Raw genomic sequence first — 21,221 nt, forward strand, 5'->3', positions numbered from 1 at the left:
TGCCGGGGGTATGGCGAGGTGATCGAGAACCCGTGCTTCGATTGCTCTGGCGATGGCCGGGTGCGCACCCGTCGTGACCTGACCATCAAGGTGCCCGGCGGCGTCGACACCGGCACCCGGATCCGGATGTCCGGCGAGGGCGAGGTCGGCCCGGCCGGGGGGGAGGCCGGCGACCTCTACGTCGAGATCGCCATCCGCCCGCACCACACCTTCCAGCGCCGGGGTGATGACCTGCACTGCTCGATCGAGGTGCCGATGGCCGCGGCTGCCCTGGGGGCGACGCTCACCGTGGAGACCATGGACGGCCCCACCGAGGTCGACCTGCGCTCCGGTGCCCAGCCGCAGGACACCATCACCCTGCCCGGTGCGGGGGTGACCCACCTGCGTGGCGGCAACCGCGGTGACCTGGTCGTGCACCTCGACGTCAAGGTGCCGACCCGGCTGAACGAGGAGCAGCGCCGGATGCTGACCGACTTCGCGGCCTCCCGGGGAGAGTCCCGGCCCCAGGGCCAGATGGCCCCGGCGCAGGGCGGCATCTTCGGCAAGCTCAAGGAAGCGTTCAGCGGGCGGTGAGCGCCCCGCTGTTCCTGCTGCCCGAGGGGTCCCTCTCCGGTGTCGCGGCGGGGGCAGCCCTGCACCTCGACGGTCCGGAGGGCCGGCACGCCGCGGAGGTCATTCGCCTGCGGACGGGCGAGCCGGTGCTGCTGGCCGACAGCAGTGGCGCCCTCGCGCACTGCACGGTCACCACGGTCGGCAAGACCTCCGTGGACGCGGCCGTCGAGGCGCTCACCGACGAGCCGGCGTCCGACCCGCGCTTCACCCTGGTCCAGGCCCTCGCCAAGGGCGACCGTGACCTGCTGGCCATCGAGATCGGCACCGAGCTGGGGCTCGACGCGGTGCTGCCCTGGCAGGCCGAGCGCAGCATCGTGCGCTGGCGCGGTGACCGGGCCGCCAAGGGGCAGCGCAAGTGGGCCCAGACGCTGATCGCCGCCACCAAGCAGGCCCGCCGTGCCCGGGTGCCGGAGCTCGGTGACCTGGCCGACCGGCATACCGTGACCGAGCGGATCGCCGCCGCCGACCTGGCCCTGGTGCTGCACGAGGAGGCCACCGAGCCCCTCGCTGAGGCGACGCTGCCTGACCACGGTGAGGTGCTGCTGGTCGTGGGTCCGGAGGGCGGCATCACGCCCGACGAGCTGGCCGCCTTCACCGGGGCCGGTGCCCGGGCCGTGCGGTTGGGCCCGACTGTGCTGCGCACCTGCACCGCCGGGTCTGCGGCGATCGCGGTGCTGTCCGCGCAGGCCCGCTGGAAGTGACCGAGCCGGACACCCCAGGCCTGTTCCACCCCGATCTGCGCGCGGTCAGCATCGGCGCGACCGGGCTGGTGGTCATCCTCGCGCTGGAGTACATCGCTGTGGGCACCGCCATGCCCACCGTCGCGGAGGAGCTGGACGGGCTCGGGCTCTATGCCCTGGCCTTCGCCGCGACGGTCGCGGCCAGCATCGTGGGGATGATCCTGGGCGGCTGGTGGTCGGACCATCAAGGCCCGGCGCGCTCCGTGGTGAGTGGATGTCTGGCCTTCGCCGCTGGTCTGCTGGTCGCCGGGCTGGCGCCCACGATGGAGATCTTCGTCATCGGCCGCGGACTGCAGGGGCTGGGCAGTGGCCTGGCCTGGGTCGCGGTGTATGTCGTGATCGCCCAGACCATGCCCGACGCCCTGCGACCCCAGGTCTTCTCGTTGCTGGCCGCCGCCTGGGTGGTGCCTGGCCTGGCCGGACCGGTGCTCGCCGGCGCGGTGACCGAGCAGCTGGGCTGGCGCTGGGTCTTCCTCGGGGTGGTGCCGCTGACCCTGCTCGCGCTGTGGGCGCTGCGGCCGGCTCTGGCCCGGACCGCGCCGACCGGTGACGCGCCCTACCTGCGCCCCGCCACCATCGTCTGGGCCCTCGTTGCGGCGCTCAGCGTCGCCGCCCTCAACCTCGCCGGTGAGCAGGTGAGCGCGGGGGAGGTCCTCTTCGGCGTCCCGGTGGTCGTGCTGCTCGTGGTCGCGGCCGCGGCGCTGCTGCCCGCCGGCACGGTGCGGCTGTGGCGTGGACTGCCCTCCGTGGTCGCCGCCCGGGGGCTGATCGGGGCCTCGTTCATCGCCTCCGAGGCCTACCTGCCGCTCTTGCTGCAGCAGCTGCACGGTTACACCCCGACCGCTGCCGGCGGGGTCCTCGCGGTCGGCTCGCTCACGTGGGCTGCAGGCTCCTGGGGGCAGAGCCGGATGGCCGACCACGGCGACCGCTCCCGGCTGCTGGTGGGCGGCTGCGCCCTCACCCTGATCGCCGCCGTGCTGCTCGTGGCCTCCGTGGTGCTGGACTGGCCGGGCTGGACCGTGCTGGTCATCTGGGGTTGGGCCTCGCTCGGGGTCGGCTTCGCCTATCCCACGACCTCCCTGATGACGCTGCGGCTGTCACCGCCGGCCCGGGTCGGCGCCAACTCCTCCGCGCTCCAGGTCAGCGAGTCCCTGGCCAGCGCCCTGGTCCTGGCCGGCGCTGGTGCCGCCTTCGCCGGCATGTATGCCGACTCAGCACGGATGGCGTTCAGCGCGGTCACCCTGGTCGGACTGCTCGCCGCCGCGCTGGCGCTCCTGACGGCGACCCGGTCCCGGGCTAGGGTCGTAGGATGAGCGACTGCCTCTTCTGCCGGATCGGCGCCGGTGAGATCCCGGCCGAGGTGGTGCTGGAGACCGAGACGACCTTGGCCTTCCGCGACATCACCCCCCATGCCCGGGTGCACGTGCTGGTCATCCCTCGGGAGCACCACGATAGCCTCGCCGGACTGGCCGAGGTCGACGCGCAGGGGGCGGCAGACCTCGCCGTCGTCGCCGGTCAGGTTGCCCAGCAGGAGGGGATCGCCGAGTCCGGCTACCGGGTGATCAGCAACGTCGGCCCGGACTCCGGGCAGGAGGTGCCGCACGTGCACCTGCACGTCCTCGGCGGTGAGCGGTTGGGGCCGCTCGTCCAGCCTGCGCAACGGTAGGTCCCGCTCGGGCGTGTGTTGGTTTGTGTGCTCAATGCTGCGCTGCAGCACAGCACGGAGCACACGGCAGCATCGTCGGCCGCACACAAACGGCGGGTAGACTGGGTGTCCTATGACCGACCTATCGCCGCAGGAGGAGCCCACGCCTACCCCGACGCACACTGTCGTCATCCCGCCCGAGGTGGCGATGGTGACCCTGCTCGGGCCACGGGATGAGTTGCTGCGCACGATGGAGCGCAACTTCACCGAGGTCGACGTGCACGTGCGCGGCAACGAGTTCCGGCTGGTCGGCGAGCCCGGTGACCTTGCCCTGGTGGAGCGGTTGATCGACGAGCTGCTCGCGATCGTCGAGGCAGGTCAGCCGCTCAACCGTGACGCCGTCGAGCGGTCCATCGGTATGCTGCGCGGCCAGTCCGCGGACCGGCCCGCCGACGTGCTGACCATGAACATCGTCAGCAACCGCGGGCGCACGATCCGGCCAAAGACGCTCGGCCAGAAGCACTACGTCGACGCCATCGACAAGCACACCATCGTCTTCGGCATCGGCCCGGCCGGCACCGGTAAGACCTACCTGGCGATGGCCAAGGCCGTGGCCGCGCTGCAGGCCAAGCAGGTCAACCGGATCATCCTGACCCGACCCGCCGTCGAGGCGGGGGAGCGACTCGGCTTCCTGCCCGGCTCTCTCAACGACAAGATCGACCCCTACCTGCGCCCCCTCTACGACGCGCTGCACGATATGGTCGACCCCGACTCCATACCCCGTCTGATGGCCTCCGGCACGATCGAGGTCGCACCACTGGCCTACATGCGCGGACGCACCCTCAACGACGCCTTCATCGTGCTCGACGAAGCGCAGAACACGTCGGCCGAGCAGATGAAGATGTTCCTGACCCGGCTCGGCTTCGGCTCCCGGATGGTGGTCACCGGCGACGTCACCCAGGTCGACCTGCCCGGCGGCACCACGTCGGGGCTGCGGGTGGTCAAGGACATCCTGGACGGGGTCGACGACGTCCACTTCGCCGACCTGTCCAGCCAGGACGTGGTGCGGCACCGCTTGGTCAGCGCCATCGTGGACGCCTACGGGCGGCACGAGGAGGATGCCCGAGCCAGTGAGCGACCGCGCCCGGCGCGGACCGCCCGGTGAGCATCGAGATCCTCAACGAGTCGGGGGTGGTGCCCAGCCCCGTCCCCGAGCAGGAGCTGCACGACCTGGCGCGCTATGTGCTCGACCAGCTGCAGGTGCACCCGCGTGCCGAGCTGGCCCTCAGCCTGGTCGACGAGGCCGCGATGGAGGCCCTGCACCAGCAGTGGATGGACCTGCCCGGGCCGACGGACGTGATGAGCTTCCCGATTGACGAGCTGCGGCCTGGGGCCGACGAGGGGACCAGCGCCGAGGGTGTGCTCGGCGATGTGGTCCTCTGCCCGGAGGTTGCCCGCAGGCAGGCCGCCCAGGCCGGTCACTCGGTGGCCGACGAGATCCTGCTGCTGAGCACCCACGGCATCCTGCACCTGCTCGGCTTCGACCACGCCGACCCCGAGGGCGAGCACGAGATGTTCGACCTGCAGCGCACCCTGTTGCTGACCTACCTCGCGCAGCGGGGCCGCACCACCACCGCGGCCCCCGCGGCGCGGCCCGGCCCCGCCTGAGCCACCACCGACACCGAAGACGACACCGAGACCCACACCATGGCCACCCTGATCCTCGTCGCGCTCGCCGCGACCGTCATCGCCTCGCTGCTCACCGCTGCGGAGACCTCGCTGCAGCGGGTGTCCCGCCCCCGGGCGGCCCAGCTCGTCGAGGAGGGCCGCCGGTCCGCCCCAGCCCTGCTGCGGATCGTGCAGGACTCCGCCCCCTACCTTGCCGTCGCCACCTTCGTCCGGGTGACCGCCGAGGCGCTGGTCGCGGTGGCCGTCGCCGTCGCGGTCGACACGCAGACCGACAGCCACTGGCAGACCGCGCTGATCGCGGTGGCCATCATGGTCGTGGTCTCCTTCGTCGCCGTCGGGGTCTCCCCACGCACGCTCGGGCGCCAGCACGTGGAGAGTGTGGCGTTGGTCGCCGCACCCGTCGTGTCGCTCCTGCGCACCGTGCTCGGGCCCGTGGCCAAGCTGCTGGTCACCTTCGGCAACGCGATGACGCCGGGCAGAGGGTATGCCGAGGGTCCGTTCGCCTCCGAGGCCGAGCTCCGCGAGCTGGTCGACCTGGCCGGTGAGAGCTCGGTCATCGAGGCCGGTGAGCGGGCGATGATTCACTCCATCTTCGAGCTGGGCGACACCGTGGCCCGCGAGCTCATGGTGCCGCGCCCCGACATGGTGACCATCGCCAAGGACCGCACGCTGCGGCAGGCTATGTCGCTGTTCCTGCGCTCCGGCTTCTCCCGGGTGCCGGTGATCGGTGAGGGCAGCGACGACGTGCTCGGGGTGCTCTACTTCAAGGACACCGCCCGGGAGGTCAACGCGCACGGCGAGCGCGCGGCCTCGGTCAACGTCACCGAGATCATGCGCCCGGTGAGCCGGGTGCCGGACAGCAAAGCGGTGGACGGTCTGCTGCGCGAGATGCAGCAGCAGCGGCTGCACTTTGCGGTAGTCATCGACGAGTACGGCGGCACGGCGGGCCTGATCACCATCGAGGACGTCCTGGAGGAGATCGTCGGCGAGATCACCGACGAGTACGACCGGGACGTCGCTGAGGTCGAGCAGCTCGAGGACGGCCGGGTCCGGGTGCCGGCCGGCCTGCCGGTCGACGACCTGGCCGAGATGTTCGACGTCGAGATCGACACCGAGGACGTCGACAGTGTTGGTGGGCTGCTCTCGGCCACCCTCGGGATGGTGCCGATCGCCGGCTCGGTGGGGCACGTCGCGGGTCTGGAGCTCACGGCGGAGCGGATGGCCGGTCGGCGCCGTCGGGTGGCCACGGTGCTCGTCCGCGAGCTCGACGAGCCGGACCAGGATGAGGACGCACCCGACGAGGCGGCTCCCCAGGACGAGGAGCACGTCGCCGGCGTCAACGGCGACACCAGATCCGGAGCCACCGCCGCCGACTCCAGCGCGGTCAGCCGGACGCCGGAGCAGGGCCGAGAGAGGATGAGGCGATGAGCGAGCAGCACACCGCATACCGCTCCGGTTTTGCCTGCCTGATCGGGCGGCCCAATGCCGGCAAGTCGACCCTGACCAACGCCCTGGTGCAGCACAAGGTGGCGATCACCTCCAGCAAGCCGCAGACCACCCGGCACGCGATCCGGGGCATCCGCTCGACCCCCGACTCCCAGCTGGTGCTGGTGGACACGCCGGGGCTGCACCGCCCGCGCACCCTGCTGGGACAGCGGCTCAACGACGTGGTGCGGGAGACCTTGCTGGGGGTCGACGTCATCGGCTTCTGCCTGCCGGCCGACCAGCGTTCCGGCCCGGGTGATGCGTTCATCGCCGCCGACCTGGCCCACCTCCAGCAAGTCAAGCGGGTGCCGGTCGTGGCCATCGCCACCAAGTCCGACGCCGTGAGCCGGGACCGGGTGGCCGAGCATCTGGTGGCGATCGACAAGCTCGGCGACTGGGCCGAGATTGTGCCCTGCTCGGCCGTGCGGGGGCACCAGGTGGAGGAGCTGGCGGACGTGCTGGTGTCCTACCTGCCGCAGGCGCCGGCGATGTATCCCGACGATGTGCTTTCCGACGAGCCAGATGTCGTGATGATCGCCGAGCTGGTCCGCGAGGCCGCGCTGGAGGGTGTCCGTGACGAGCTGCCGCACTCCCTGGCCGTGGTCGTCGAGGAGATGGTGCCCCGGCCGGATCGGCCCGCGCACCGCCCGCTGATGGACGTCCGGGTCCACGTGTTCGTGGAGCGACCGAGCCAGAAGGCCATCGTCATCGGCCGGGGCGGCTCCCGGCTGCGCGACGTCGGCACCGAGGCACGGCGGGGCATCGAGGCGCTGCTCGGTCAACGGGTCCACCTCGACCTGCACGTCAAGGTGGCCAAGGACTGGCAGGGTGACCCCAAAGCCCTGCAGCGACTCGGATTTTGAAGAGATCCTCTGGTCAGCGCACCGGCGACGTGGTTGAGTGAGACCTGTGAAGAAGCTCATCAATGACCCCGCCGATGTGGTCGCCGAGGCGCTGCTCGGCATGGCAGCCGCGCACCCCGGCCGGCTTCGCGTCGACCACGACCTCAAGATCGTCTATCGCGCCGACGGCCCCAGCCAGGGCAAGGTGGGGCTGGTCTCCGGCGGAGGCTCCGGGCACGAGCCGTTGCACGGAGGGTTTGTCGGCCCGGGGATGCTCGACGCCGCCTGCGCCGGCGAGATGTTCACCTCCCCGGTGCCCGACCAGATGATGGCCGCGACCGGCGCCGTCGACGGCGGCGCCGGGGTGCTGCACATCGTGAAGAACTACACCGGTGACGTGATGAACTTCGAGATGGCGGCCGAGCTGGCCGCCGCAGATGCCGGGGTGGAGGTCGTCTCGGTAGTCACCGACGACGACGTGGCCGTGCAGGACTCGCTTTTCACGGCCGGCCGGCGCGGGGTGGGGGTCACCGTTCTGCTGGAGAAGATCGTGGGAGCCGCTGCCGAGGAGGGTCGCTCGCTGCAGGACTGCGCCGACCTGGCTCGCAAGATCAACCAGACGGGCCGTTCGATGGGGATGGCGCTCACCTCCTGCACCGTGCCCGCAGCCGGCAAGCCGACCTTCGACCTCGCGGACGACGAGATGGAGATCGGCGTCGGCATCCACGGCGAGCCGGGCCGGGAGCGCCGAGCCCTGGCTCCGGCGGCCGAGATCGCGCAGCTGCTCGTCGAGCCCGTCGTGGCCGACCTCGGCCTGGACCGCGGTGAGGACGTGATCGTGCTGCTCAACGGGATGGGCGGCAGCCCGCTGATCGAGCTCTACCTGATGTATCACGAGGTCTCCCGGATCCTCGACGGTGCCGGCATCGGGGTGGCCCGATCCCTGGTCGGCAACTACATCACGTCCCTGGAGATGGCGGGCTGCTCCGTGACGCTGCTGCGAGCCGACGACGACACGGTCCGGCTGTGGGATGCCCCGGTCAACACCCCCGGCCTGCGCTGGGGGATCTGATGGCCGACCTCGCCGCCTTCCATGCCTGGATGTCCGACTTCGCCTCCGTCGTCGCCGACCGGGCCGAGGAGCTGACCGAGCTCGACCGGGTCATCGGCGACGCCGATCACGGCAGCAACATGGCCCGGGGCACCGCCGCGGTCGCCGCGCTCGCGCAGGAGGACTTCGGCTCGATCGAGGCCTACGTCAAGAAGGTGGGGATGACCCTGGTCAGCACCGTCGGTGGCGCGTCCGGCCCGCTCTACGGCACCTTCTTCCTCCGGATGGCCGGTCCGCTCGCCGAGGTCCAGGATGCCGGCACCGCCGAGCTCGGCGAGGCGCTCAGCGCCGGCGTGCAGGGGGTGCTCGCCCGCGGCAAGGCCGAGCTCGGCGACAAGACGATGTATGACGCATGGTCGCCGGCGCTGGAGGCCTACCGCAATACCGCCGACCAGGGAGGCGAGGTGCGCGCTGCGCTGCAGGCGGCGGCGCAGGGAGCCGCCGAAGGCCGGGACGCGACCATCGACCTGGTCGCCCGCAAGGGACGCGCCAGCTACCTGGGGGAGCGTAGTAAGGGGCATCAGGACCCCGGCGCCACCAGCACCACCCTTTTGCTGGAGTCCGCCGCACGCAGCCTGGCCTGAGACGACCCATGATCGGGATCGTCGTGGTCAGTCACAGCCGTGCCCTCGGAGCGGCCGCCGCGGCGTTGGCCGGGGAGATGGTCCAGGACGGCTCGGGCCCGGTCATCGAGGTCGCCGCAGGGCTGGATGAGACCACGACCGGCACCGACGCCACCGCCGTCGCCGAGGCGATCGGCCGGGCCGATGCGGCCTCGGCCGGCGACGGGGTGTTGGTGCTGGTGGACCTTGGCAGCGCCGTGCTCTCCGCGGAGATGGCACTGGAGCTGGTGGACGCCGAGGTGGCCGGACGCACCCGGCTGTCCAGCGCCCCCCTGGTCGAGGGTTTGGTCGCGGCTGCGGTCACGGCTGCAGCGGGTGTGGATGTCATGGGCGTCGCCGCCGAGGCAGCCCGCGGGTTGGACGCCAAGCGCGACCACGTGGGTGACCTCGAACCCCAGGACGGGGCGGCGTTCCCTGCCGACGGTGCCGCCGATGCCACCAGCAGATCAGCAGCAGACCTTCCCGGCGACGAACCGCAGGTCGCGGCTGACACGGTGGCTGACGACGCCGAGCTGCGTCTGCAGGTGAGCGTGGACACCCCGCACGGGCTGCATGCCCGCCCCGCCGCCCGGCTCGTCGCGCTGGTCAACCGTCATCCGAGCGCTCGGGTCCGGGTCAGCAACGTGGAGACGGGGCAGAGGCCCGTCGACGCGCGCAGCCTCAGCGCCGTGGCCCGGCTCGGGGTGCTGGAGGGGCACCGGGTCGAGTTCCGGGTCGGCGGCCCGGACGCACAGCAGGTGGTGGACGACCTCGAGCAGCTGGCCGCGGCGGGCTTCGGCGACCGGGCGGACGCCGCTGTTGCCGGGCGACCACGGCCCACGCCCCGGCGCTCCCCGTGGGTCGTGGGCTCAGGTCTGGGGGCCGCCATCGGACCGGCCCTGCGCCGCACGGTCGCACCCGACCTCACGGCATACCAGGACAGTGGCGAGCCGGCCCGCGAGCGCGAGCGGCTCGACCGGGCCCTGGAGACTGCCGGGTCAGACCTCATGGCGCTGGCGGACGGAGCTGAGGGGACCGACGCCGCCGAGATGATGCGAGCGCACGTCGTGCTGCTCGAGGACCCCTCGCTCATCGGCCCCGCCTACGACGGGGTCCGCGAGGGGCTGTCGGCGGCACGTGCCTGGCACGAGGCGACCCAGCGCGTCGCCCGCGAGTTCGAGACGCTGTCCGACTCCTATCAGCGCGACCGGGCGCAGGACGTGCGCAGCGCGATGCACCGCGTCGAGCGAGCGTTGCTGGGGCTGCCAGAAGCGGACCCCCAGGCACTCGGCATCCTGGTGGTCGACGAGCTCGATCCCGCGACGGCCATCGTGCTGGATCCTGACCGGGTGCTGGGCGTGGCGACGCTCCGTGGGGGAGACACCGGGCACGGCGTCCTGATCGCCCGGGCGCGAGGAGTGCCCGTGCTGCCCGGGCTGGGGGAGCGGGCCGCGGTGCCCACCGGCACCGTGGTCGCCCTCGACGAACGGCGCGGGACGTTCGTGGTCGATCCGGATGCTGATGAGCGGGCGAGCTTCGAGCGTCTGCTGGACGAGCGTGGGCAGATCCGTCGGGAGGCGCAGGTCCACGCCGGCGCCCCGGCCGTGACCACGGACGGTCACCGGGTGGTCGTCAAGGCCAACGTGAGCGACTCGGAGGAGGCCCGGCATGCCCGGGAGCAGGGTGCCGAGGGGTCCGGACTGGTGCGCACCGAGGTGCTCTTCGACGGGTGGGACCGGGCGCCGACTGTCACCGAGCAGGTGCACGCCCTCAACGATGTTGCCCGGGCCATGGGTGGAGCGCCGCTGACGATCCGCACCTGGGACATCGGCGCCGACAAGCCGCTGGCGTTCATGACCCAGCAGCCGGAGGCCAACCCCTTCCTCGGGGTGCGCGGTCTGCGCTCCTTCCGCGAGCATGCTGCGTTGCTGGTGGATCAGCTCGATGCCGTGTGCCGGGTGGCCCGGGACCGCCCGGTGCAGGTGATGTTCCCGATGATCGGCACGGTGGAGGAGGTCGACTGGGCACTGGACCGGCTCGACGAGGCCGCGGCCCGCAGCGGTCCCGGTCGCCCGGAGGGCCTGGGGGTGGGGATCATGATCGAGGTCCCCGCGGCGGCCCTTCGCGCGGAGGCGCTCACGAGCCGGCTCGACTTCGTCAGCGTGGGCACCAACGACCTGACCCAGTACACCCTGGCCGTGGAGCGCGGCAACGACTCCCTGGCCTGGCTGCTCGACCCCGTCGACCCGGCCGTGCTGCGCCTGATCCGCACGCTGTGCGAGGAGGTCGCCGAGGGTGTCGTGGTCGGGGTATGCGGTGCCGCCGCCGGTGACCCGCTGGTGGCAGGCCTGCTGGTCGGCCTGGGTGTCGACGAGCTGAGCGCGACGGCGGTCACCGTGCCCGAGGTCAAAGCCGCCCTGCGCGGGCACAACCTGGTGGACCTGCAGGATCTGGCCGACCGGGCCCTGCGCTGCGACTCCGCCGCCGAAGTCCGCGCGTTGCTGGCTCGTTGAGCCATCGGCTGCGCGGACCGTGCACGTGAGCGCAGCGACACGTCGCCGTGAATGACCGAGCATCGCCTGGGATACACAACATCGCGCTGTAGGGCGACGGTCTGTGTTGTAGGCGATGGTCTGTCTCGAGGGTTCACGGAGGCGCGAGATCCCGAGTGACCCGAAGCAAGTAGATGGTCGGCGGTGGATCGAGCACGGTCAGAGCCTGACAACGAGCACCGGCATGTCCTCGTCGTCGCCCGGCTCCTCGAAGATCGAGGCGAGGTGCCTGATGCCTGGCTCGTCCAAGCGGTGAGCGTGCTCATCGCTCGCCCTGTTGCGCTGTCCGGATCGGGCAATGGCCACCTCGATCGGCACCTGCACCCAGTGCAGCAGCGGGACACCGCCTGCGGCGATGGCCATCTCGCGCGATTGCCGACGACGATCTCGGCTCCAGTGGTTCCAGTCCATGACCACGTCCGTGCCGCCACGCAGCACCTGGCGGGCCATGTCCCAGATCAGCTCACGGCAGCCCTCGGCCAGTGCGGGGTAGCGCTCGTCGTCGAAGCGCAGGTCGTGCAGGCGCAGCATCCACTCGTCCAGCGTGAACCGCACGCCTGGCGTCGTTGCCTCGAGCCGCCGCGCGTGCGTGGTCTTGCCTGCGCCGTTGAGTCCGGCCAGCAGGTGGACCGCCGGCAGGGAGGCACGCGACGTCATACTGCTCAGTATGCGGTGGAGCGATCGACCGCCTCGGCGTCGAGGGAGGGGTCGGCCAGCAGGTCCGCCATGAGCTCGGCGCTTCCGCCGACGACGGTCCAGGTAAGTCGATCTCGGTGGCCACGAACCACGAACGGTCGCTCGGCCACATCAGGTTGGGGCTGTTGATCGCCCGCGCCCGTCCGGCCAGGTCGGCGGCGCCCCACTGACCGGCCTGCGCCAGCGGGCCCCGAAAGAGCAGGTAGTCCCGGGTGGGGATGCTCAGCCGCGGACCGGAGAGGACCTCTGGAGGGAACGCGGGTGCAATGGTGCTCTCAGCGCCCCGTCGCCATCGTCGACCCCAGGTCAGGCGACCGACCGCCGGGCTGCCCCAGATCTCGGCGAACCCCTCCCACAGAGCGAAGAAGCAGTCCTGCGGTGTGGTGGTGTGCCCGCCGAGGATCGCGGCAACGGCGGCCAGTGTCTCCGGCGCCAGGTCCCCCTCGACGTCCGCGAGGCTCCGGTCATCGCCGGGGTCGGCGCCCCGCTGCAACCGGTGGCGCACCTTCGTGTAGCGGGCGTAGCCGCTCGGGCCGAGGGAGCAGAGGTCCTCACATGGGTCGTCCGACTCCGCGAACCATCCTGCGTGAGACGCGTTGGGCTCGAAGCGAAGCACCATGCAGCCACGGTAGTTCGCTACGGCTGGGGACGGCCACTGGCGCTGCGCTCAGCGGACGCCGCGGGGACGGAACTGGATGCTGATGCGCGGTCCGACGGTCTGGCTGGTCTTGGGCACGGCGTGGTCCCAGGTGCGCTGGCACGACCCGCCCATCACCAGCAGGTCGCCATGACCCAGGACGTAGCGGGTGCCCGGACCACCGCCGCGGGGCCGGAAGGCCAGTGCCCGGGGTGCGCCGACCGAGACGATCGCCACCATCGTGTCCCGGTCGCTGCCTCGGCCGAACCGGTCGCCGTGCCAGGCCACGCTGTCGCGCCCGTCGCGGTAGAGGCACATCCCGGCCGTGGCGAAGCCCTCACCCAGCTCCTCGGCATAGTGCGCGCTCAGTGCGTCGCGCGCCCGGGTCAGCACCGGGTCGGGCAGTGTCTCCCGCTCGTCGTAGAACCGCAGCAGCCGCGGGGTGTCGACCACACGGTCATACATCTGGCGGCGCTCACCGTGCCACTCCACCCCGGCCGGCCCGTCGAGCGCGAGCCGGGCGAACAGCTCGTCGGAGCCGGTCACCCAGCCCGGTTGCACGTCGATCCAGGCACCGGAGGAGAGATGAGTGCGCTGCCCCGCCTCGCCGAGGGGGCGCAGTCCCACGTCGTCGGTGAGATCCAGCAACGAGCCCTGCAGCAATATGGACATGTGTTCGAGGATAGCGGGTCGGGCGCCTCCCCGCACCCCTGCGCGCCGCGTCGACGCTTCCACCCGGGGCGGGGGACAATGAGCACATGCCGCTCTACCGGGACGCCGCCATCGTGCTGCGCACCCACAAGCTCGGTGAGGCCGATCGCATCGTCACGCTGCTGACCCGCGGTCGCGGCAAGGTCCGCGCCGTGGCCAAGGGGGTGCGCCGGACGAAGTCGAAGTTCGGCGCGCGGCTGGAGCCGGGCATGGTCGTCGACGTGCAGTGCTACGAGGGTCGCAACCTCGACACGGTCACCCAGGCCGAGGGCCTCGCTCCCTACGGCGAGGCCATCGCCCAGGACTATCCGGCGTGGACCGCGGCGCACGCGATGCTGGAGACCACCGACCAGCTCACCGAGGAGGGTGAGGTCGCGGTCCAGCACTTCGTGCTGCTGGCCGGTGCCCTGGCCTCCCTGGCCTCCGGTGCGCATGAGCCGCGGATGGTGCTCGACTCCTACCTGCTGCGCGCGATGGCCATCGCCGGTTGGGCCGCCAGCTTCCATGACTGCGCCCGGTGCGGAGCGACCGGACCGCACCGTGCCTTCAACGTCGCGGTTGGTGGCGCGGTCTGCCCGGTATGCCGTCCGTCCGGCTCCGCTTCGCCCGCACCGGAGACGCTGCTGCTTCTGGGGGCGCTGCAGACCGGTGACTGGGTCGAGGCTGACGCCAGCGGACCAAGGCAGCGCAGCGAGGCGAGCGGCCTCGTGGCGGCATACCTGCAGTGGCACCTGGAGCGCGGGGTGCGCGCGCTGCGCCTGGTAGAGCGGACGCCGGTGGAGCGGACGCCGGTGCAACAGGCACCGTTGGAGCGCGCACCGTGAGCTACGCCCCGCCCTTCCCGCACCCCAGCGGCGCCACCCCGCCGCCGATCCCGAAGGCCTTCGTGCCGCAGCATGTGGCCATCGTGATGGACGGCAACGGCCGGTGGGCCAACGCTCGTGGTCTGCCCCGCACCGTGGGTCACGAGCGTGGCGAGGCGTCCCTGCTGGACGTGATGGCCGGGGCGATCGAGATCGGCGTGCGGCACATCAGCGCCTACGCGTTCTCCACCGAGAACTGGCGCCGCTCGCCCGATGAGGTGCGCTTCCTGATGCGCTTCAACCGTGACGTGATCCGCCGCCGCCGCGACGAGATGAGCAGCTGGGGCGTGCGCGTGCGCTGGTCCGGCCGGGCGCCGCGGCTGTGGCGCTCGGTGATCAAGGAGCTGCAGGTCGCCGAGGAGATGACCAAGGACAACGACGTCGTCACCCTCAACTTCTGCGTCAACTACGGGGGTCGCGCCGAGATCGGCGACGCCGTGCGGCAGATCGGCGAACAGGTCGCTGCAGGAGCGCTGGACCCGCGACGGATCGACGAGCGCACCATCGCCCGGCACCTCTACCACCCGGACCTGCCCGACGTGGACCTGTTCGTGCGGTCCTCGGGGGAGCAGCGGACCTCCAACTTCCTGGTGTGGCAGAGCGCGTATGCAGAGATGGTCTTCCTGGACACGCTGTGGCCCGACTTCGACCGTCGCGACCTGTGGCGGGCGATCCAGATCTACGCCGAGCGGGACCGCCGCTACGGCGGCGCCGTGGACGTGCCCACCTCCTGATCCCCCCTGCCGGACGCCTCGCGCCTGGTGTCTCGACCCGGCAGCGAACCCACGAGTGAAGCGTCGTCGGACGCATGGTCTTGCTGGTGCACCCCAGGTGTAACGTAGGTGTATGTCGCGCACCAACATCGACCTGGATGACTCGCTCGTGGCCGAGGTGATGCGGCGACACCGTGTCCGGACCAAGCGTGAGGCTGTCGACCTGGCCCTCCGGCGCCTCGTCGGCGAGCCGGTCTCGACCGATTTCCTGGTGGGCCTGGCCGGCTCGGGCTGGGACGGTGACCTCGATCAGATCCGGGACGACGACCTCGGGGATCGTGCGTGATCCTGGTCGACACCTCCGTCTGGGTGGACTATCTGCGAGGTGCCTCCACGCGGCCGGTGGGCGAGCTGCACCGACTCGTCCGTGTCGACCCCGGGGTGCTGGCCACGTGCGAGCCGATCGCGATGGAACTCCTCGCTGGTGCGGGGCCCGCCCAGCTGGCCTCGGTCGAGCGCCTGGTCGACGGGCTCGTCTCCCTGGAGACCCACCCCGCGACCCACTATCGCCACGCTGCAGCGATCTACCGAGCCGTCCGCGCCGACGGTCACACGGTCCGCGCCGTCAACGACTGCCTGATTGCTGCCGTCGCCGTCACCCACGATGCGGCGATCCTGCACCGCGACAAGGACTTCGAGCGCATCGCCGCCTGCACGACCCTGCAGGTCCACCACCCGCAGTGATCTGGGCTCGGGTCAGGTCGACGCGACGTCGATGACGACGTTGCCGACCTTCTGGCCGGTCTCGACGTAGCGGTAGGCCTCGACGATGTCGGCCAGAGCGTAGTGCCGGTCCACCACCGGGGTGAAGGCTCCCGTGGCCAGCAGGTCCCGCAGGTGCTCGGTGATCGCCTGGCCTTCCCTCGGCAACGGGAAGATCACCCGACGGCCCCGCAACAGCGGTGAGGTCAGCGCCAGGAGCGGGTTCTGCACCCACGGGCCGAGGTCCGAGGACTGGTAGATGCCCCCGGCCGCAGCAGCCGACGGCACCGGCCGAATGTGCTGTTGCCGACGGTGTCCATGACCAGGTCGTACTGGTGGCGATCCCGGGTGAAGTCCGTGGTCGAGTGGTCGATGACGCGGTCTGCCCCGAGCGGGCGGACGAGATCGAGGTAGGGCGTGGTGCAGGTTGCGGTGACTGTCGCTCCGACATCCTTCAACAGCTGTACCGCGGCCGAGCCGATCGCCCCGGTGGCTCCGTGCACGAGAACCGCCTGGCCGGCCCGGACGCCGGAGGTGCGGATGAAGGCGAGGGCGTAGTGCGATCCCTGCCCTCGACATACCCCAGGACGCGTTGCCCGACGCTGAAGGCGGACACCGAGGCGCCGGTCTGCACGACCTCGCCGGCGAACTCACAACCCATGATCGTCTGACGGGGGCGGCGCAGACCGGTGAACGCTCGGGTGAAGAAGGGGCGAGCGGAGCGGAAGCCGCAGTCGGTGCGGTTGACGGTCGTGGCGTGGACGCGCACCAGGAGCTCGTGCTCGCCGGGCACCGGGGCGGGCACGTCGATGACCCGGACCACCTCCGGGGGGCCGTAGCGGGTGTGGACCGCAGCCTTCACCGGGGCAACCCGGCGGACAGGGGGGGTGCCGCTGGGGAGACGGGTTGATCGTGCTCGGTCACGATCACCCGGCCGGTGCCGCCCGCTCGCCGGTAGGTGATGATGCGCACCGGGAGGCCGTAGAGCTCCGACAGTGCCGCGTCCGTGAGCAGCTCGGCGGCGCTGCCCGAGCGGACCCCGGTCGAACCCCGCATCAGCACCACCGAGTCCGCGACGTGCAGCGCATGGTCGGGGTGATGCGTCGTCAACAGCACGGCCAGACCCTGGTCCGCCAGCTCGCGGACCAGCGTGAGAATCCGCGACTGGTTGTGCAGGTCCAGGCCGGTCGACGGCTCGTCGAGCACCAGGTAGGGACAGTCGGCGGCGATGGCCCGAGCGATCAGCACGAGCTGCTGCTCCCCACCGCTGAGCGTGGGGAACTGGCGGTCCTGCAACGAGGCGATGCCCACCCGCTCCACGGCTCGCCGGGCTGCCCGTAGGTCCTCCCGGCCGGGGGTGCCGAAGATGCTGACCTGGCGGGCCCGGCCCATCACGACCATGTCGATCACCCGGTAGGCGAAGGCGCCGGTCCGGGCCTGGGGCACGAAGCCGACGTCACCGTCGCGGCGGACCGTGCCCTCGCCGGGACGGAGCAGCCCCGCAGCACAGCGCACCAGGGTCGTCTTGCCCCGGCCGTTGGGACCCAGCACCGCGGTGACGGCGCCACGGCGCACCTGCAGGTCGACACCGCGGAGCACCCAGTCCCGGCGGGGGTAGGCGTAGCCCACGCCGGCCAGCTCAAGCACGGTCCCAGATCCGGTCGCGATGGTGCCGCAGCAGCAGCAGGAAGACCGGCGCCCCGATCAGCGCGGTCAGCACCCCCAGGGGCACCTCCCCGGCGGTCACGCTGCGCGCCAGGGTGTCGACGACGATCAGGTATGCCGCGCCGAGCCCGAAGCTGACCGGCAGCAGGATGCGGTGGTCGGGGCCGACCCACATCCGGGCCAGGTGTGGGATCACCAGGCCCACCCAGCTGACCACTCCGCTGACCGCGACGGCACCGGCGACGACGAGTGCGGAGGCGCTCAGCACCACCCAGCGCAGCACGCCGGGCCGCACGCCGAGCGAGGCGGCGTCCTCGTCGCCCAGGGACAGCACGTTGATCCGCCACCGCAGCAGCAGCAGCAGGACGGTCCCGCCGAGGATCGGCACCAGCGCGATCCCGACCTTGGCGAAGGTCGCGGTGGCCACGCTGCCCAGCAGCCAGAAGACGATGGCGGGCAGCTCGGTGTAGGGGTCGGCCAGGTAGGTCACCAGCGAGACCAGCGCTGAGAACAGCGACCCGGTCACCACGCCCCCGAGCACCACCATCAGCATCGGTGTCCCGTGCCGGCTGACGGTGACCGCGAACAGCACCCCCAGGGCGGCCATCCCGAAGGCGAAGGCACTGCCGACCAGCAGCACCGACCCCAGTCCCAGCAGCAGCGCCAAGGCCCCGCCCAGCGACGCCCCGGCGGAGACTCCGATGATCTCCGGGCTGACCAGCGGGTTGCGGAAGGTCGCCTGCAGGGCCGCCCCGGCGATGGCCAGCCCGCCACCGACCAGGAGGGCCAGGAGCACCCGGGGCAGCCGGACCAAGGCCACCACGTTGGCCTCGGTGCTGCCGTCGGTGCCGGCCCCGGTGACCTGGGCGAGCAGGATCTGCACGACGCGCGGGAACGACACGTCATACCGGCCGACTCCCAGCGCCAGCACCGCGACGATGCTCAGCAGCAGGGCGGACAGCAGGATCGGCGCGACCCGCGGCGGGCGTGGTTCGGCCGAACGCGTGCCGCTGAGCCGACTTCGCAGACCGGGGTCCCGCTCACGAAGCATGGAACTGCTCGTAGTGGGCCGACGACGCGTTGGCCTCGCTCCAGAGCATCGTGTCGATCTGGGCCGGCGTCGGCTGCTGGCCGTAGAGGAAGTCGAACTGGTCGACGATGTCGGTGCGCAGGCTGGAGTCGCCCGAGTCGTCGGGGAAGACCAGCTGGGAGAGCCAGCGCCACAGCAGGGGGGACTCTTGGCTGGGCGGGTCCCACCGGTAGCCACCGAGCGGGACCTTGTAGACCTGCCGGGTGCGCACCGCGCTGAGGCCTGCCCAGACCTTGTCGGAGTAGAGGTCCTGCGGCAGGGCATCGTCGAAGTTCCCCAGCAGCACGATCTCGGGATCCCAAGCGAGGACCTGCTCCCGGTCGACCTCGACCATGCCGGACCCGGGGGCGCCGCCGTCGCCGGAGGCCACGTTGGTGCCCCCGACGAGGTCGATGTAGAAGTCGTTGTAGGTCTCGTTGCCCGCCACCGTCAGACCCTCGGCGAAGCGGTTGAAGTACAGGATCCGCGGGCCGCCCCCGCGACGTGCCTCACCGAAGGCGCGGATGGTCTGCAGGTCCTGTTCCATCCGGGTGTTGATCTCGGCGCCGCGCTCGGGCTTGCCCAGCACTGTCGCGAAGAAGGTGATCCAGGCGGTGAGCTCCTGCTGGCCGCCGTAGGTGAGCCCAGCGACCTGCAGCCCCGCGTTCTCCAGCGGGGTGATCACCTCCTCACCCATCTCCCCCCACTGGATGACCAGGTCCGGCTCGAGCCCGACGACGCTCTCCACGTTGGGCGCGAAGTCCTGGCCGGCGATGTCGTGGGCGATGTCCAGGACGTCGGGGAACATCTCGCCCATGATCCCGTCCTTCATGGCGACCCAGGAGGCGTCGTGCATGCCGACGAGGTGCTCCGCCCCTTGGTCGACGGCGACCAGCAGCGCGGCGGCCGGCATCGGCAGGGTCACGATCCGCCGCGCCGGTCCGACCAGCGAGATGGTCGCGCCGCGCTGGTCGGTGACGGTGATGCCACCCGGGCCCTCGGTCTCCCCCTTCTCCGCCGGGGAGGCGCCGCTGACCCCGCCTGAGGTGTCGCCGCAGCCGGCCAGGGTCGCCGAGCCGCCGACGGCGAGCAGGGTCGCGCCCCGCAACAGACTGCGTCGGCGGATCGGCGCCCCACCCTGCGGGCTCATGACTCACCCAGCATCGGAGGGACCACGGACGCGGTGTCCCGGTCGTTGACGATCTGCAGGTGACGCAGGGTGTAGCCGTGCAGATAGCGCACCTGGCTGCGGGTGAGGTGGTCGCACACCCACTCCCAGTGCAGCGAGACCCAGTCCCCGGGTTGGCAGGGGGTCACCATGGAGACGCCGTCCACGGACTGGGTCACGGTCTCGGTGTGCGGTGCGCCGAGCTCGAGTCGGGCGCCGTCCCAGGTCAGCGGCTGGGAGCGCACCACAACCTGGTCACCGAGGACGGACTGGACCTGGCCCCAGCGGATGCGGCACCGGTCCAGCACCGTCAGCGCGTGGTCGGCCTTGCGCCGGTCGGTGAGCAGGCCGGTGTAGGGGTAGATGCAGAACACCGCGAAGCTGTGGTGCGGCACGCCTCCGGCCAGCACTCCCTCGGTGAGGGAGGAGAAGCGTGGCCCGGCGATGTGCCGGAACCGCTCCTGCATCGAGTCGCCGATGGCCCTGGTCGCGATCCGCTCCAGCCTGGGGCTGCCGATCCAGTAGGCCTCGACCACCCGGCGGTCCAGCGGGTCGTTCAGTCCGGTGGCACCGGCGATCAGCTGCAGGTAGGGCCAGGCACCGACAAACTGCTGCGACATCGCCCGCAGCCCTCCGTCGTCGACCCCTGCCACGCCATACCCCCAGAACTCGGCGTGGTCGGCCGGTCCGCAGAAGCCCCGCGAGTTGGGCGGGAAGGCGTACCGGGCGAACAGCACCGGCCCCGGCACCGTCCTGGTCAGCACCTCAGGCATCGTGGATCCCCTCGTCGGTGGGTAAGCGGGCGGTCTGCCTTCTCGAACGGGAGCTGTCCTCGTAGGCGGGTGGGCTGTCCTCGAGCGGGCGACCGACCAGCTGCAGACCGCTCAGCGCACCGGCGGCGCCGGCCTCGTCGATTCGCTCGAGGGCGAAGCCCATGTGGATCATCAGCCACTCGCCGGGCTGCACCGGCGGGTCGTCGAGCATGCCGAGGTTGATCGGCCGCTGGGCGCCGAGCACGTCGACGAGGGCCAGCTGATCGGCGTGACCGGGGATCATCTCGACGACCCGACCGGGAATGCCGAGGCACATCTCAGACCACCTCCAACTCGGTGAGCAGCCGCAGGACCACGTCGGCACCCTCGGGCACGGCGGCCTCGATCGGGGTGGACAGCTCCATGCGCTCCTCGAGGCTGAGCGGCTGGGCACCCACGACGTAGGTCGGGGGCAGGGTCCCGCCGAGCCGGTCCAGGCTGGCCAGCACCGCCGCAGGCGCCATCCCGTGCGGGTCGAAGTCGCCGGAACCGAGGTCCTCGGCGCCGACGTGGAGCACGGTCACGTCACCGGGCTCCCCGCTGCCCGGCAGCGTGTCGACCAGCACCAGAGCGTCGTAGCCGTCGAGCAGGTCGTAGGCCAGGTGCATCCCCCGGGTGCCGTAGTCGACCACCCGCACGCCCTCGGGCAGGCTGGCCTGGCCAGCGAGGCGGCGGACCACCTCGGGGCCGAAGCCGTCGTCGCCCATGAACAGGTTGCCGATCCCGGCCACGAGCACCCGTGGTGACACGTCAGCCCTGGTCCTCGGCGCGGTCGGTGCCGGGATGGTGTGCGGGCCCGACGCGGTCGTCGTCGAGGTCGGTCTCGGGCATCTCCTCGGCGGGTTGC

27 protein-coding genes are annotated in these 21,221 nt (G+C 71.5%); 15 read left to right on the top strand and 12 right to left on the bottom strand.

The annotated features are described in order from the left end of the window. The 11 genes from ACR2FV_RS10195 to ptsP all read left to right on the top strand — a co-directional run. A partial coding sequence (locus tag ACR2FV_RS10195) for a DnaJ C-terminal domain-containing protein (protein ID WP_434015586.1) occupies positions 1–573 on the top strand: 573 nt, incomplete at its 5' end. Beyond that, positions 570–1,313, top strand: coding sequence for a 16S rRNA (uracil(1498)-N(3))-methyltransferase (locus tag ACR2FV_RS10200; RefSeq protein ID WP_434015587.1), 744 nt, complete (start codon positions 570–572; stop codon positions 1,311–1,313). The genes ACR2FV_RS10195 and ACR2FV_RS10200, both read left to right, overlap by 4 nt. Continuing rightward, the gene (locus tag ACR2FV_RS10205; RefSeq protein WP_434015588.1) at positions 1,310–2,665 is read left to right on the top strand and encodes an MFS transporter; all 1,356 of its coding nucleotides are present in this window, start codon (positions 1,310–1,312) and stop codon (positions 2,663–2,665) included. Before ACR2FV_RS10200 ends, ACR2FV_RS10205 begins: the two co-directional genes overlap by 4 nt. Further along, positions 2,662–3,018 carry a histidine triad nucleotide-binding protein gene (locus ACR2FV_RS10210; RefSeq protein WP_434015589.1) on the top strand — a complete coding sequence of 119 codons (357 nt, stop codon included), beginning with the start codon at positions 2,662–2,664 and terminating at the stop codon, positions 3,016–3,018. The genes ACR2FV_RS10205 and ACR2FV_RS10210 overlap by 4 nt, the downstream gene beginning before the upstream one ends. Positions 3,019–3,130: 112 nt before the next feature. After that, a complete protein-coding gene (locus ACR2FV_RS10215; RefSeq protein ID WP_434015590.1) occupies positions 3,131–4,162 on the top strand; it encodes a PhoH family protein in 1,032 nt (343 codons plus the stop codon). After that, positions 4,159–4,665, top strand: coding sequence for an rRNA maturation RNase YbeY (ybeY, locus tag ACR2FV_RS10220; RefSeq protein ID WP_434015591.1), 507 nt, complete (start codon positions 4,159–4,161; stop codon positions 4,663–4,665). Before ACR2FV_RS10215 ends, ybeY begins: the two co-directional genes overlap by 4 nt. A gap of 39 nt (positions 4,666–4,704) precedes the next feature. Beyond that, positions 4,705–6,114, top strand: a complete 1,410-nt coding sequence (locus ACR2FV_RS10225; protein ID WP_434015592.1) for a hemolysin family protein — start codon at positions 4,705–4,707, stop codon at positions 6,112–6,114. After that, positions 6,111–7,034 (top strand): GTPase Era, encoded by a 924-nt coding sequence (gene era / locus ACR2FV_RS10230; protein ID WP_434015593.1) that lies wholly within the window; start codon positions 6,111–6,113, stop codon positions 7,032–7,034. Before ACR2FV_RS10225 ends, era begins: the two co-directional genes overlap by 4 nt. A gap of 46 nt (positions 7,035–7,080) precedes the next feature. Beyond that, complete coding sequence (gene dhaK / locus ACR2FV_RS10235; RefSeq protein WP_434015594.1) at positions 7,081–8,085, top strand: dihydroxyacetone kinase subunit DhaK; 1,005 nt, start codon at positions 7,081–7,083, stop codon at positions 8,083–8,085. Further along, on the top strand, positions 8,085–8,708 hold the full coding sequence (gene dhaL / locus ACR2FV_RS10240) for a dihydroxyacetone kinase subunit DhaL (protein ID WP_434015595.1): 624 nt from the start codon (positions 8,085–8,087) through the stop codon (positions 8,706–8,708). Before dhaK ends, dhaL begins: the two co-directional genes overlap by 1 nt. An 8-nt stretch (positions 8,709–8,716) precedes the next feature. Further along, entirely contained in the window at positions 8,717–11,239 is a 2,523-nt protein-coding gene (gene ptsP, locus ACR2FV_RS10245) for a phosphoenolpyruvate--protein phosphotransferase (protein WP_434015596.1), read from the top strand. A gap of 198 nt (positions 11,240–11,437) precedes the next feature. On the opposite strand, the gene ACR2FV_RS10250 is transcribed toward ptsP, so the two are convergent. From ACR2FV_RS10250 to ACR2FV_RS10260, 3 genes are all read right to left on the bottom strand, one after another. After that, positions 11,438–11,935, bottom strand: a complete 498-nt coding sequence (locus tag ACR2FV_RS10250; RefSeq protein WP_434015597.1) for an AAA family ATPase — start codon at positions 11,933–11,935, stop codon at positions 11,438–11,440. A gap of 5 nt (positions 11,936–11,940) precedes the next feature. Beyond that, positions 11,941–12,084: a hypothetical protein gene (locus ACR2FV_RS10255; RefSeq protein ID WP_434015598.1), complete on the bottom strand. Its 144-nt coding sequence runs from the start codon at positions 12,082–12,084 to the stop codon at positions 11,941–11,943. 557 nt (positions 12,085–12,641) lie between these two features. Continuing rightward, positions 12,642–13,283 carry an alpha-ketoglutarate-dependent dioxygenase AlkB gene (locus ACR2FV_RS10260; protein ID WP_434015599.1) on the bottom strand — a complete coding sequence of 214 codons (642 nt, stop codon included), beginning with the start codon at positions 13,281–13,283 and terminating at the stop codon, positions 12,642–12,644. Between the two features lie 86 nt (positions 13,284–13,369). Here ACR2FV_RS10260 and recO point away from each other — a divergent pair, with 86 nt between their 5' ends. The 4 genes from recO to vapC all read left to right on the top strand — a co-directional run bounded on the left by recO (position 13,370) and on the right by vapC (position 15,642). Then, positions 13,370–14,146, top strand: a complete 777-nt coding sequence (gene recO / locus ACR2FV_RS10265) for a DNA repair protein RecO (protein WP_434015600.1) — start codon at positions 13,370–13,372, stop codon at positions 14,144–14,146. Continuing rightward, positions 14,143–14,919, top strand: coding sequence for an isoprenyl transferase (locus ACR2FV_RS10270; protein ID WP_434015601.1), 777 nt, complete (start codon positions 14,143–14,145; stop codon positions 14,917–14,919). The genes recO and ACR2FV_RS10270 overlap by 4 nt, the downstream gene beginning before the upstream one ends. A gap of 112 nt (positions 14,920–15,031) precedes the next feature. Further along, the gene (locus ACR2FV_RS10275) at positions 15,032–15,244 is read left to right on the top strand and encodes a type II toxin-antitoxin system VapB family antitoxin (RefSeq protein WP_434015602.1); all 213 of its coding nucleotides are present in this window, start codon (positions 15,032–15,034) and stop codon (positions 15,242–15,244) included. After that, entirely contained in the window at positions 15,241–15,642 is a 402-nt protein-coding gene (gene vapC / locus ACR2FV_RS10280) for a type II toxin-antitoxin system VapC family toxin (protein ID WP_434015603.1), read from the top strand. The genes ACR2FV_RS10275 and vapC overlap by 4 nt, the downstream gene beginning before the upstream one ends. 12 nt (positions 15,643–15,654) lie before the next feature. On the opposite strand, the gene ACR2FV_RS10285 is transcribed toward vapC, so the two are convergent. From ACR2FV_RS10285 to ACR2FV_RS10325, 9 genes are read right to left on the bottom strand one after another with little or no spacing between them, the layout of a single operon-like run. Beyond that, entirely contained in the window at positions 15,655–15,948 is a 294-nt protein-coding gene (locus ACR2FV_RS10285) for a zinc-binding dehydrogenase (protein WP_434015604.1), read from the bottom strand. After that, positions 15,867–16,163 (bottom strand): zinc-binding dehydrogenase, encoded by a 297-nt coding sequence (locus ACR2FV_RS10290; RefSeq protein WP_434015605.1) that lies wholly within the window; start codon positions 16,161–16,163, stop codon positions 15,867–15,869. Before ACR2FV_RS10290 ends, ACR2FV_RS10285 begins: the two co-directional genes overlap by 82 nt. Next, positions 16,115–16,522 (bottom strand): alcohol dehydrogenase catalytic domain-containing protein, encoded by a 408-nt coding sequence (locus ACR2FV_RS10295; protein WP_434015606.1) that lies wholly within the window; start codon positions 16,520–16,522, stop codon positions 16,115–16,117. Before ACR2FV_RS10295 ends, ACR2FV_RS10290 begins: the two co-directional genes overlap by 49 nt. Next, on the bottom strand, positions 16,519–17,307 hold the full coding sequence (locus ACR2FV_RS10300) for an ABC transporter ATP-binding protein (RefSeq protein ID WP_434015607.1): 789 nt from the start codon (positions 17,305–17,307) through the stop codon (positions 16,519–16,521). The genes ACR2FV_RS10295 and ACR2FV_RS10300 overlap by 4 nt, the downstream gene beginning before the upstream one ends. Then, entirely contained in the window at positions 17,300–18,376 is a 1,077-nt protein-coding gene (locus ACR2FV_RS10305) for a FecCD family ABC transporter permease (RefSeq protein ID WP_434015608.1), read from the bottom strand. The genes ACR2FV_RS10300 and ACR2FV_RS10305 overlap by 8 nt, the downstream gene beginning before the upstream one ends. Next, complete coding sequence (locus ACR2FV_RS10310) at positions 18,366–19,544, bottom strand: ABC transporter substrate-binding protein (protein ID WP_434015609.1); 1,179 nt, start codon at positions 19,542–19,544, stop codon at positions 18,366–18,368. Before ACR2FV_RS10310 ends, ACR2FV_RS10305 begins: the two co-directional genes overlap by 11 nt. Beyond that, the gene (locus ACR2FV_RS10315; protein ID WP_434015610.1) at positions 19,541–20,335 is read right to left on the bottom strand and encodes a DUF6390 family protein; all 795 of its coding nucleotides are present in this window, start codon (positions 20,333–20,335) and stop codon (positions 19,541–19,543) included. The genes ACR2FV_RS10310 and ACR2FV_RS10315 overlap by 4 nt, the downstream gene beginning before the upstream one ends. Next, positions 20,328–20,651, bottom strand: a complete 324-nt coding sequence (locus tag ACR2FV_RS10320) for a HypC/HybG/HupF family hydrogenase formation chaperone (protein ID WP_434015611.1) — start codon at positions 20,649–20,651, stop codon at positions 20,328–20,330. Before ACR2FV_RS10320 ends, ACR2FV_RS10315 begins: the two co-directional genes overlap by 8 nt. A gap of 1 nt (position 20,652) precedes the next feature. Next, positions 20,653–21,123, bottom strand: coding sequence for a hydrogenase maturation protease (locus tag ACR2FV_RS10325; protein ID WP_434015612.1), 471 nt, complete (start codon positions 21,121–21,123; stop codon positions 20,653–20,655). Positions 21,124–21,221: the final 98 nt, after the last annotated feature.

Origin of the sequence: Ornithinimicrobium sp. (assembly GCF_051004135.1) — a bacterium.
Lineage (GTDB): Bacteria > Actinomycetota > Actinomycetes > Actinomycetales > Dermatophilaceae > Ornithinicoccus.